Below are 11,611 nucleotides of genomic sequence, written 5' to 3'. Positions count from 1 at the left end.
CTAGAAAGGAGGTGATCCAGCCGCACGTTCCCGTACGGCTACCTTGTTACGACTTCACCCCCCTTACCCTCCACACCTTCGGCGCCTCCCTCCAAAAGGTTGGGCCGGCGACTTCGGGTGCAGACGACTCGGGTGGTGTGACGGGCGGTGTGTACAAGGCCCGGGAACGCATTCACCGCGGCGTGCTGATCCGCGATTACTAGCAACTCCGACTTCATGGAGGCGGGTTGCAGCCTCCAATCCGAACTGGGGCCGGCTTTAGGGATTCGCTCGGTCTTGCGACTTGGCAGCCCATTGTGCCGGCCATTGTAGCACGTGTGCAGCCCAGGACATAAGGGGCATGATGACTTGACGTCGTCCCCACCTTCCTCCGGCTTGACGCCGGCGGTCTCGTATGGGTGCCCGGCCGAACCGCTGGCAACATACGACGGGGGTTGCGCTCGTTGCGGGACTTAACCCAACATCTCACGACACGAGCTGACGACAGCCATGCACCACCTGTATAGGCTCCTTTCGGCTACGGTGTTTCCACCGCTTCACCTATATGTCAAGCCCTGGTAAGGTTCTTCGCGTTGCTTCGAATTAAGCCACATGCTCCGCTGCTTGTGCGGGCCCCCGTCAATTCCTTTGAGTTTTAGCCTTGCGGCCGTACTCCCCAGGCGGGACACTTAATGCGTTAGCTGCGGCACGGAGGGATGTTCCCCCCACACCTAGTGTCCATCGTTTACGGCTAGGACTACCAGGGTATCTAATCCTGTTTGCTCCCCTAGCTTTCGCGCCTCAGCGTCAGTCGTGGCCCAGAAGGCCGCCTTCGCCACCGGTGTTCTTCCAAATATCTGCGCATTCCACCGCTACACTTGGAATTCCGCCTTCCCCTACCAGACTCAAGCCTGCCGGTATCAGGAGCGGACGGGGGTTGAGCCCCCGGATTTAACTCTTGACCTAACAGGCCGCCTACGCGCGCTTTACGCCCAATGAATCCGGATAACGCTCGCCCCCTACGTATTACCGCGGCTGCTGGCACGTAGTTAGCCGGGGCTTCTTCTGCAGGTACCGTCACCTTGCGGCCTCGTCCCTGCTGAAAGCGGTTTACGACCCGAAGGCCTTCATCCCGCACGCGGCATCGCTGCGTCAGGCTTTCGCCCATTGCGCAAGATTCCCCACTGCTGCCTCCCGTAGGAGTCTGGGCCGTGTCTCAGTCCCAATCTGGCCGGTCGGTCTCTCAACCCGGCTACCCATTACTGCCTTGGTGAGCCGTTACCTCACCAACAAGCTAACAGGCCGCGGGCCCATCCTTCAGCGATAAATCTTTGCCACCTCCTTCATGCGAGGGAGGTGGATCATCCGGTATTACCCACGGTTTCCCGTAGCTATTCCGAACTGAAGGGCAGGTTGCCCACGTGTTACTCAGCCGTTCGCCACTCTATACACACCCGAAGGTGCTTTAATCGTTCGACTTGCATGTGTTAAGCGTGCCGCCAGCGTTCATCCTGAGCCAGGATCGAACTCTCCGTTCAAAAAGCTACTTATATAAGTAGCGAATCTACTGTTTGAGTCGGTCCGTCCCCGAAATCACGCTGATCTCGGATTCAATGAAATTGATCGGTTTGTGTTATACGAAATTGTGGTACACACTCTCCGAAATGACTTTCATTTCGTCTGTCTCTCATCGATTTCATCAATCGCAGTATCCGGTTTTCAAGGTTCGCTGCGTTGCTTGTGTGTTGCAACGCGAGGAATCACTATACGCACCCCGGCTCTACTTTGCGAGGGTTGTAGGTGACTATCCATGGTTTCTCCATATGTGAGGATGCTTTGCAAGCTGCGACATAGCTTCAATAAGCGCATCGCGGGCTTCAGCATTTGCCGCTTCGGCATAAATGCGCACGTGAGAGCCCGATCGAGATGGGCGTAACATCGCCCACGAGCCGTTTTTGAATTGCACGCGCAACCCTTCGGCATGATTGATTGATACAGGCTCCATTCCCGCCAGAGTCGGCGGATTGAGTCCCGGAAGCAGATTGCGCAGCGTTTGGGATGCAGCAGAATCCAGGCGTAAATCACGCCGTATATATGACATTGAACCCAAGCGCTCTGAAAGTTCGTCTACAAGTTCGGACAACGGACGCCCTTCTTGTGCTAAGAGCTCCAACACCAAAAGGCAACTCAAAAGTCCATCTCGCTCATACAGATGTATTGGTACGCAGATGCCACCGTATTCCTCTGCAGCCATTACAACATCACCCTGGCGTACTTCAGCATAGAGGCGATCAAAGCCTACGGGCACCTGAGTCACTTCTAAACCAAGGCGTTTTGCTTGTGAAACAATACGCATAGAACTCGCCAACGTGGTAACCACACGGCCACGTAATCCGTAATGTTCGACGAGATAGCCCAGAATTAAGGGAGCAAGATTGTGTGCAACAACCAGTCTTCCCTTTTCATCAATAAGCGCGGCACGATCGCCATCACCATCAAGCACAAGACCCACGTCCGCGTGCTGGCAAATGACCAACTGCTCACACTCATCTACCCAAGGCTCTACAGGCTTGGGGTGCAAGCCATCAAAATCTTCACGTCGGTCCCCATGAATTTCGGTAACCGAACAGCCCATCGTCTCAAGCGCATTGTACAAAACCCCAGACACCGCACCATACATGGGATCAAGCACTATCCTTAACTGCGCCGAGCGGATCAGATCGGCATCAAAGTAGGACAAAAGATTATCGAGATAAGGTTTTACTAGATTGGCTCGTTCGACCTCACCATAGGTGGGAAGAGGATTTGCCAACACACATCTCTCAACCTCATGCGCAAATGCAGAGGTTACAGGACCGCCGTCTTTACCACGCGCAATAATGCCACCATACTCACACGGACTCTCAGAAGCCGTAACCATGAGCGCACCCGCAGCATGACTATCGTTTGCCGCAGCCCATTCAACTGCTGGCAAAGGGCAGGCACCAAGTGACACCTGCGGCTGTAGACCAAAAGCCGCAAGCGTTTTGCCTATAAGCAATGCAAATGATTCGGCGTGGTAGCGCCTGTCGTAGCCCACATACACACGAGCATCACCATAGCGCTGAGACCAAATTGCACCAATAGCTCCAGCAATACGCGTGACATTGGCTTCGCTAAAGTCTCCGTCAAAGCGCCCCTGCCAACCGGAGGGAGCAAACCTAATGACGGGCATAACTTCTGCCCCTTAGATTCTAGCTCCGCCGAGACCCTCAATGAAGGCATCACGGAACGCGGGATTAGCAAGCGCCATACGAGCGTTAGTGGCTGCCCAAGCGGCGGGAGTACCCGTATCACATCCGTCGTTGGGATCCACTACAACAGCGTACATTTCTTCTTCTTCAAGAAGACGTGCCATGGCATCGGTCAGTTGAATCTCGCCACCAGCACCAGGGCCCTGAGTACGCAAAAGTTCCATCACTCGGGCAGACAATAGATAGCGACCAACAATAAAGAGATGGGAAGGAGCATCTTCTAGGCTAGGTTTTTCTACGAGACCACTCACTTTCCAAACAGCACCAGGCTCCTCATCGGCTGCATCTTCAAGACCAGAAAGACTCTCAACACGTTCGCCAGCGATAATGCCATAGCGGCTCACTTGATCGGCAGGCACGGGCGCCACCGCAATGACTGAGGCGCCGCCGTGAGCCTCAGATACTTCTTGCATACGTACGCACATCTGCTTTTCGGGCACAAAATAGTCACCAAGCAGAACAAAGAACGACTCATCCGCTGTCTCTGGAGCAGCACAAAGTACCGCATGACCAAGACCACGCGGATCATCTTGATACACAAAGCTTACCGGCAGAGCACCTGCTTCATGAACAAGCTCTGCTTCTTTACTTTTACCATGCGCCTCAAGATACTCCTCAAAATGCTTATCCACCGAAAAGTATTCGTTTATCTGAGGCTTTTCATGAGAGTTAACAATTACAACACCATCAACTGCAGAAGGTGCCAATGCCTCTTCTACCACATACTGAATAACAGGTTTATCGAGTACGGGAAGAAGCTCCTTGGGCAGCGCCTTGGTGGCCGGAAGAAAGCGGGTGCCAAGACCTGCGGCAGGGATTACGGCCTTCATGAGCAATTCCTTTCGTTTGTGCTGCATTTTCTAGCAGATTTCTTTATTCATTAAAGCAGAACGCGAGAGTATGTTTACACGTTATAACTCGATATTAAGCGAGACACCCTGCTCCTCTAGATAGCTAACCCAGCGATTCATAGTGTCCGCAGAAAGATCATGTTCCATAAGACAAGCTTCAGCGTTTGCTGTCTCGTGGTCGACACCCAACTCTTGCTCGAGGAAAGCGCGCAACGTGAGGTGACGACGCCAGATATCACGACCATACTCGCGGCCTTGAGGCGTCAGCTCGATACGACCATAGCGCACCTGCTCGACCATGCCAGCTTCTCTCAAGGCGGTCAGCGCTTTGTTGACGCTCGCCTTGGAGACATTCAACTGGTCGGCAACATCTACCGAGTGCACACTTGAGTCGGGCTTATCGCTTGTCTGACTCAGCCTATAGATAGATTCGAGATAATCCTCGCTCGACATAGAAAGGCTATCAGCACCGTGAGTGTTGACTTTACCTGACTTTGTAGTCATATATAAAAACCCTTCGTTTGACATCAGTTGAGGCTAACTTTACCCACTGAAGCGGTTTGTCAAACATCACAATACCCGTGAACGGTCAAGCAGATAGAGGTTACTCGCTATCAAAACTGGGATCGGGCAAGTCAATACGGCGAACGACAGCACCAACCGAAGTAAGCTTGGGAACAAAGCCTTCATACCCTCGATCGATATGATGCACATCAGTAACCGTGGTGTACCCGTCAGCAACAAGACCTGCCATAACAAGTGCGGCACCACCGCGAAGATCAGGGGCCTTTACCTCGGCTCCCGAGAAACCCGAAACTCCATGCACAATAGCATGATGACCCTTGATAACAATATCAGCACCCATACGCTGCAACTCGCTGGCAAACATAAAGCGATTCTCAAAGACATTCTCGGTTACCACACTACTGCCCTGAGCAAGTGCCAACAAGCACATAGTCTGCGCTTGCATATCGGTTGGAAAGCCTGGGAAAGGTAGAGTCTGAATATCCGTTGGCTTAATAGAACCATTTTTGCGTACGACAACACCATCAGAAAGGCGCTCAATATCAAGACCCATAAGCTCATATTTGCGCAGAACAAGATCAAGATGGCGAGGGTCAAAGCCGCGCACGGTCAAAGGACCGCCAGCTAGCCCACCCATACCAATAAAGGTGCCGGCTTCAATACGATCACCAACAGTACGGTGCTCCACTGGATGAAGAGTTTCTTTGGTGCCTGTAATCTCAATGACAGGAGTACCTGCGCCCTTGATATGAGCACCCATTTCATTAAGAAGATTAGCTAGATCAACAATCTCAGGTTCGCGAGCAGCATTGTCAATAACGGTTGTTCCACACGCATGCACTGATGCCATCATGAGGTTTTCGGTAGCACCAACACTGGCAAAATCCAAGGTCACCGTCGAACCAACCAAGCCATTAGGCGTCGAAGCATGGATATTGCCATGATCGATATCAAAACTCACACCCAACGCCTCAAGACCAAGAATGTGCATATCAATTTTGCGAGCACCAATGTTGCAGCCTCCAGGCATGGCAACAATCGCCTTGCCAAAACGACCCAACAAAGGACCAAGTACTGCTGTTGAGGCTCGCATCTGAACTACTAATTGATAAGGTGTCTCCCACTTGTCAACACCTGAAGTATCAATACGAAGCGTATGCTCATCTGCAACTTCAATCTCAGCGCCAAGGCGCTTGAGTACCTTGCCCATCACATGCACATCAGCAATATTGGGCACATTGGTAAGTGTTGTTACGCCAGGGGCCAAAATGGTAGCCGCCATAAGCTTTAGAGTGGAATTTTTTGCACCCTCAACGATAATTTCACCACTAAGGGGATGTCCGCCCTCGACTTGTATTGCTTCCATGAGGCCCTCTTTCGTCGCCTGCTACTCCTCTACTGTAGCAGTCGCATCAGAGGAGGCGGCGTGCTTCAGCAGCAGGTTGCACCACTTAATCTTTTCGTCATAATACGCATTGCTGTGGTCATCTGCAGCAAGTTGCTCTTTTGCATCAAAAGCTTTTTGGCGCGTTTGTCGCACAACTTTGGGATCAATATCGTCCGAGCGACGCGCGTGATCAGCCAAGATAATAACCATATCATTGCTAATTTCGGCATAGCCACCTGAAATAATAACGTTCACCTGGCCGCCGCCCTCTTCGTCAACGGGGTGCAGGCGTACTACGCCGTCACCAAGAGCGCAAATTTCAGCGGCATGCCCAGGCCAGACACCCACCTCACCCGAAGGAGTGAGGAGGGTTAAATGTTTGGCATGTCCTTCAAAGAGCAGCTTGTCTGGACGGACAAACTGGCAGGTAATAGAAGACATAGACGTCCTACTTTCCTGCTACAGAGTTTTCTGCCATCTTGGCGGCACGAGCACGCACGTCATCAATTGAGCTCGCATAGCGGAAAACCTGCTCGGGCAGATCATCACACTTGCCATCAACGATTTCTGCAAAAGAGCGAACAGTTTCTTCAATGCTGCAGTACACACCTGCATTGCCCGTGAATTTTTCAGCAACATGGAAGGACTGAGACAAGAATTGCTGAATTTTGCGCGCACGAGCAACAACGAGCTGCTGTTCTTCGGAAAGTTCATCCATACCCAAAATAGCAATGATGTCCTGCAGGTCAGAGTACTCCTGCAAAATCTCCTGCACAGCTACAGCAACACGATAGTGTTCCTCGCCAACAATGCTGGCATCCAGTGCCGAGCTAGAGCTTGCCAGAGGATCAACCGCAGGATAGATGCCCAAAGATGCAATGGAACGTGAAAGAACCGTCGTGGCATCTAGGTGGGTAAAGGTTGTTGCAGGGGCGGGGTCGGTCAAGTCGTCTGCAGGAACATAGACTGCCTGAACAGAGGTAATAGAACCTTGTTGTGTCGAGGTAATGCGCTCTTGCAAATCGCCCATCTCGGTAGCCAGCGTAGGCTGGTAACCAACAGCAGAGGGCATACGACCAAGCAGCGCGGAAACCTCAGAGCCTGCCTGGGAAAAACGGAAGATGTTGTCAATAAAAAGCAACACGTCCTGGCCCTTATCGCGGAAATACTCAGCGGTAGTTAGACCAGCCAGACCAACACGCAAGCGTGCTCCAGGCGGCTCGTTCATCTGACCATAGACCAAGCAGGTCTTCTCCAAAACGCCAGATTCCTTCATCTCGAGATAGAGGTCAGTACCCTCACGAGTACGCTCGCCAACACCTGTAAAGACTGAGGTGCCACCATGCTCTTGTGCAAGGTTGTTAATGAGCTCCTGAATCAAAACGGTCTTACCAACACCTGCGCCACCTAGAAGGCCGGTCTTGCCGCCGCGAACATAGGGCTCAAGCAGGTCAATCGCCTTGATACCTGTCTCAAAAATCTCAGTTTGCGTAGTCAGCTCGTCAAAAGCTGGTGCGGGATGGTGAATGGGATAATACTCAACATCATCAGGTATAGGTTTGCCATCAACAGGCTGACCCATGACATTCCACACCCGGCCCAGAGTTGATGGGCCAACAGGCATCATCATGGGATGGCCTGTAGCCTTAACCTTGACACCACGTTGCAACCCGTCGGTAGAAGACATTGCAACGGTACGCACTACGCGGTTGGGGAGTTGTGATTCAACCTCGAGAATAGTCGAAATATGACCCATTGGCGTATCAGCTTCGACCGTTAATGCCGTATAAATGCTTGGCATACGATTGCCAAACTGTACGTCTACGACAGGGCCAACGATACGAACAATGGTGCCTGTACCAGCGGTACGAGACATCTGCTGAATCGCAGCGTCCTCAAGAGCGCTACGCTCTCTCGTAGTTTCCATAGACATTAGTTACTTTCCTCCAATGCGGCTGCGCCACCGATAATTTCGTTGAGTTCCGTGGTAATCGAACTCTGGCGTACGCGGTTGTAGGTCCTCTCGAGGCCACTCAAAACTTCCCGGGCGTTATCAGTGGCCGACTGCATGGCGCGACGGCGAGCGCCGTGCTCCGCCGCAGCCGAATCGAGAAGTGCATGGTAAATTACCGTTCGGATATAGGAAGGAATGAGGTAACCCAAAACTTCTGAAGCCGAAGGTTCAAAACTAAAAGTAGGGAAGCGTTCAAGCGCTACCTCCCCCATTGCTTCAGGATTACGCGGTTTGTTTGGCATCATGAGCTTTTCACGTGAGAGAGGTAGCAACTGCTCGGTGACCAGTTGCTGCTCCATGCGGTTTTTGGCATGCCAATACTTAATAACTACGCGGTCAACCCTACCTGAGGTATACGAATCGATTACATACGAAGCAATACGCTCTGCTTCATCACGAGTAGGATCGGCAGAAATTCCTACAAAAGAAAGAGCAGGCATTGTCTTGCGATAGCTAAAGTACTCGGTAGGTTTACGACCACAGGTAATAACACTTACTTGTTTACCTTGGGCAGCAAGCTTTTGCATATCACGCTCTACCTCGCGCTGAGGCACAATATTAAAACCACCAGCAAGACCACGATCTGAAGCAATGAGGATAAAGAGTACACTCTTTTCCTGTTGATGCTGTATAAGCAGCGGAAATTCAGACAGAGAACTTGCCGCAGCCACATTGGCAAGAATGTTGGTAATTGCGTCCTTGTATGGTGCTGCATCCTCAGCTCTTTGCAAAGCACGCTGAATACGCGCCGTGGAGATCATCTCCATTGTGCGCGTAATCTGCATAGTGCTCCTGATAGAGGCCATGCGATGCGATATGTCACGAAGATTCGCCATGTCTGCCTTTATGCCTCGGTTGTCTTCCGAATGTCATCAGAATCTTGTGCATCCTCAGAGAAACTTTCGACGTCAATCTCCTCTTGGTTGGGATGCTTAGCGAGGAACTGCTCTTTAAAATGCGCAATGTGCATCTTAAGGCGCTCTGCCTGCTTGTCGCTGATTTTGCTCTTAACGATATTGCGACGCAGCTTCCCGTGACGCTCATTCATATACTTGGCCAGCTCGTCACGGAAGAGCACCACATTCTCAAGGTCAATATCATCAAGGAAGTTTTCCTTGGCAGCAAAAATCGAGATAACCTGATCGGCTACCGGAAGTGCCGCAAAGCGCTTTTGCTTGAGCAGCTCCATCATATGAGCACCGTGGTTGAGCTGGTAGCGCGTCGTAGCATCAAGGTCGGAGCCAAACTGCGCAAAGGCCTGCTTTTCGCGGTAACTAGCCAAATCCAAACGCAACGTACCTGCCACCTGCTTCATAGCAGCCAGCTGAGCAGCGCCACCCACGCGCGAAACCGAAATGCCCACATCAACTGCGGGACGTTGTCCTTGGAAGAAAAGACTTGACTGCAGATAAATTTGACCATCAGTAATTGAAATTACATTCGTCGGAATATAAGCAGAAACGTCTCCCTCTTGAGTTTCGATGATGGGAAGAGCGGTCATTGAGCCACCGCCATTGGCATCACTCATCTTGACTGCACGCTCAAGCAAGCGAGAATGCAGGTAGAAAATGTCGCCAGGATACGCCTCGCGTCCAGGCGGACGATGTAGCGTGAGGGACATCTGACGGTATGCCACCGCCTGCTTTGATAGGTCATCATAGACAATCAAAACGTGTCCACCGGGGTGCTCTGCATCTGCAGGATTGCCTTTTTTGTCGTTGTACATAAAGTACTCGCCAATAGCAGCGCCTGCCATAGGAGCGATGTATTGCATGGGGGCGGAGTCAGCAGCGGTAGCAGCAACAATGATAGTCTTGCCAAGAACACCACGTTGAGCTAACTCTTCGCGAATAGCTGCGACCGTAGATGCCTTTTGACCAATCGCAACATAGATACAAATCATATCGGTGTCGCGCTGGTTGACGATAGCGTCAATAGCGATAGCAGTCTTGCCCGTCTTGCGGTCGCCAATGATAAGCTCACGCTGACCACGACCGATAGGCACCATTGCATCAATTGCTATGAGGCCAGTCTGTACTGGCTCGCACACTGGCTGACGCTCCATGATGCCGGGAGCCTTAAATTCAATAGGACGGCGGTGCGACGTGTTAATGGGGCCTTGACCATCGATAGGCTGGCCCAAAGGATTAACAACACGGCCAAGCATGGCGTGACCAACAGGAATATCCATAACGCGACCGGTCGTATGGCACTCATCGCCCTCTCTGATGGTGTCTACCTCGCCAAACAAAACCGCACCAACAGAATCGGTGTCAAGATTTTGAGCAAGACCATAGACTGAGTGCGCAGTACGAGAGCTGGTAAATTCCAGCAACTCACCTGCCATAGCCGTCTTAAGTCCGTCGATACGAGCAATACCATCTCCTACCGACGTAACAATGGATGCCTCATTAAGATCTACCGTTGTACCAATTTGTGCCAGCCTGTCACGCAATGCATTCATGACCTCGCTGGAGCTAATGCTATTTGTCATTGTCATCAACTCCAATAAAGGTAGTTGAGAGCTGCCTGCGAATGCTGGTGAGCTGTGCTCGCACCGAAGCATCAAAACGCTTGCCACGCTGCTCGATAATAATTCCGCCCAAAATCTCGGGCTCTACTCGCTCGACAAGGTAAATGGGACAACCAAGATCTGCTTCGACCTTTGTCTTAACCTTGCGGCGCAGCTCCTCATCTAACGGAACCGCTGTGGTTACCGTAACATTTACGGTGTCGTCCTCATTATCGATAATCTCTTTGTATTGCTTGGAGACAGCATCGATAAGCTCTAGGTCACCAGCATGGTGCATGGCTCCCAGTGCCTCGAGAACCTCAGGTGAGAACTTACCTGCATGCAGCCACTGCACGAGGTCAGCGTTGGGGCGACCCTCAGCACGACCTGCTTCAATCAGCGCGCGAGCGTAAGCCTCAACCTTCTGCCTGTCGTCGCTACTCTTTGTCATTGGTCTTTCCCACTTCTGCAAGATACTTCTCAGCAAGGGCGCGCTGCTGATCTTCGGAGAGGTCATTGCCGATAATCTTGCCTGCGATTTCGACAGAAAGGTCTACAACGGAGCCCGAGAGCTCAATCATGGCCTTACGACGCTCACCTTCAAGAGCTTCATGCGACTTTGCGATAATGCCCGAAGCTTCTTTTTGCGCCTTAGCAAGCACTTCAGAACGCACAGACTCTGCGTCCTTCTTTGCCTCAGCAACAATTTCTCCTGCTTCACGCTGCGCCTGATCGACACGGGTAGCATATTCGTGCTTTTCCTTCTCGACCTCAGCACGCGTACGCTCAGCAGCATCCAAGTCTTCTTGAATCTTTGCCTGGCGATCATCTAGGGTCTTGATGATTGTGGGCCAAGCATACTTTGCCAACAAAAACCAAATGACTAGGAAGGCAATCAGTGCGGGAATAAATTCCGCAGGCTTGGGGATTAGAATGCTCGCGCTTTCTGGCATGCTGCAACCTGAAAGAGAAGCCGCTGAAATTGCGGCGAAGCCCAGTGCAGCAAGCTTGCGCACACCCTTCGGCGTCTTGTTGTCCATATTGCTAGCC

10 protein-coding genes and 1 rRNA gene are annotated in these 11,611 nt (G+C 51.8%); all 11 read right to left on the bottom strand.

From position 1 onward, the window contains the following. Nucleotides 1-4 precede the first annotated feature (4 nt). The 11 genes from BN4314_RS04805 to atpF all read right to left on the bottom strand — a co-directional run bounded on the left by BN4314_RS04805 (nucleotide 5) and on the right by atpF (nucleotide 11,601). Nucleotides 5-1,517: ribosomal RNA gene (locus BN4314_RS04805) — 16S ribosomal RNA — on the bottom strand. A gap of 266 nt (nucleotides 1,518-1,783) precedes the next feature. Continuing rightward, nucleotides 1,784-3,193, bottom strand: coding sequence for a phosphohexomutase domain-containing protein (locus tag BN4314_RS04800; RefSeq protein WP_068540119.1), 1,410 nt, complete (start codon nucleotides 3,191-3,193; stop codon nucleotides 1,784-1,786). A 12-nt stretch (nucleotides 3,194-3,205) separates the two neighbouring features. Then, nucleotides 3,206-4,102, bottom strand: a complete 897-nt coding sequence (locus BN4314_RS04795; RefSeq protein ID WP_068540118.1) for a UTP--glucose-1-phosphate uridylyltransferase — start codon at nucleotides 4,100-4,102, stop codon at nucleotides 3,206-3,208. A gap of 81 nt (nucleotides 4,103-4,183) precedes the next feature. Beyond that, a complete protein-coding gene (locus tag BN4314_RS04790; protein ID WP_068540117.1) occupies nucleotides 4,184-4,627 on the bottom strand; it encodes a metal-dependent transcriptional regulator in 444 nt (147 codons plus the stop codon). Between the two features lie 100 nt (nucleotides 4,628-4,727). Next, nucleotides 4,728-6,014 (bottom strand): UDP-N-acetylglucosamine 1-carboxyvinyltransferase, encoded by a 1,287-nt coding sequence (gene murA / locus BN4314_RS04785; protein ID WP_068540116.1) that lies wholly within the window; start codon nucleotides 6,012-6,014, stop codon nucleotides 4,728-4,730. A gap of 21 nt (nucleotides 6,015-6,035) precedes the next feature. Then, on the bottom strand, nucleotides 6,036-6,476 hold the full coding sequence (atpC, locus tag BN4314_RS04780) for an ATP synthase F1 subunit epsilon (RefSeq protein ID WP_068540115.1): 441 nt from the start codon (nucleotides 6,474-6,476) through the stop codon (nucleotides 6,036-6,038). 7 nt (nucleotides 6,477-6,483) lie between these two features. Next, nucleotides 6,484-7,962 (bottom strand): F0F1 ATP synthase subunit beta, encoded by a 1,479-nt coding sequence (gene atpD, locus BN4314_RS04775; RefSeq protein ID WP_035097459.1) that lies wholly within the window; start codon nucleotides 7,960-7,962, stop codon nucleotides 6,484-6,486. A gap of 5 nt (nucleotides 7,963-7,967) precedes the next feature. After that, on the bottom strand, nucleotides 7,968-8,885 hold the full coding sequence (atpG, locus tag BN4314_RS04770; RefSeq protein WP_068540114.1) for an ATP synthase F1 subunit gamma: 918 nt from the start codon (nucleotides 8,883-8,885) through the stop codon (nucleotides 7,968-7,970). Between the two features lie 8 nt (nucleotides 8,886-8,893). Next, nucleotides 8,894-10,543, bottom strand: a complete 1,650-nt coding sequence (gene atpA / locus BN4314_RS04765; RefSeq protein WP_068540113.1) for a F0F1 ATP synthase subunit alpha — start codon at nucleotides 10,541-10,543, stop codon at nucleotides 8,894-8,896. Continuing rightward, complete coding sequence (locus BN4314_RS04760) at nucleotides 10,533-11,012, bottom strand: F0F1 ATP synthase subunit delta (RefSeq protein ID WP_068540112.1); 480 nt, start codon at nucleotides 11,010-11,012, stop codon at nucleotides 10,533-10,535. Before BN4314_RS04760 ends, atpA begins: the two co-directional genes overlap by 11 nt. Then, nucleotides 10,999-11,601 carry a F0F1 ATP synthase subunit B gene (gene atpF / locus BN4314_RS04755; protein WP_068540111.1) on the bottom strand — a complete coding sequence of 201 codons (603 nt, stop codon included), beginning with the start codon at nucleotides 11,599-11,601 and terminating at the stop codon, nucleotides 10,999-11,001. The genes BN4314_RS04760 and atpF overlap by 14 nt, the downstream gene beginning before the upstream one ends. Nucleotides 11,602-11,611: the final 10 nt, after the last annotated feature.

It is taken from the genome of Olegusella massiliensis (genome assembly GCF_900078545.1).
GTDB lineage: Bacteria > Actinomycetota > Coriobacteriia > Coriobacteriales > Atopobiaceae > Olegusella > Olegusella massiliensis.
The sequence above is the reverse complement of the archived record's forward strand: the minus strand, read 5'-3'. Positions and strand labels throughout refer to the sequence as shown.